Genomic DNA, 495 nt, shown 5'->3' with positions numbered 1-495 from the left:
ACCTATGCGTCTGGCGAAGATCTGGTACTCCCGCCCACATCAGGTGCAGATAAAGAAACCATCCTAAACGCCATTGACAAACTGCGTGCGGGCGGCGCGACAGACGGCGAATCCGCACTGCAAATGGCTTATGAGCAAGCGCAAAAAGCCTTCGTACCCAACGGTATCAACCGCATCCTACTGGCAACCGACGGCGACTTTAACGTCGGAGTATCCGACACCGAAACCCTCAAATCCATGGTTGCCGAAAAACGCAAAAGCGGCGTTTCACTCAGCACCCTAGGCTTCGGCATGGGCAACTATAACGAAGACATGATGGAACAAATCGCCGATGCGGGCGACGGCAATTACAGCTACATCGACAACGAAAAAGAAGCGAAAAAAGTCCTGCAACAGCAGCTGACCTCCACACTTGCCACCGTAGCGCAGGATGTCAAAATCCAAGTCGAATTCAACCCTGCCACCGTCAAAGAATACCGCTTGGTCGGCTATACC

The 495-nt window shown here is 52.9% G+C and carries 1 protein-coding gene; it reads left to right on the top strand.

The features are described from left to right. Positions 1 to 495 (top strand): vWA domain-containing protein (locus tag ACTHUR_RS19105; protein WP_440400348.1); only part of this gene is annotated, 495 nt, incomplete at both ends.

This window comes from Neisseria sp. P0021.S007 (assembly GCF_051956855.1).
This window is presented reverse-complemented; position numbering and strand designations above follow the sequence as displayed.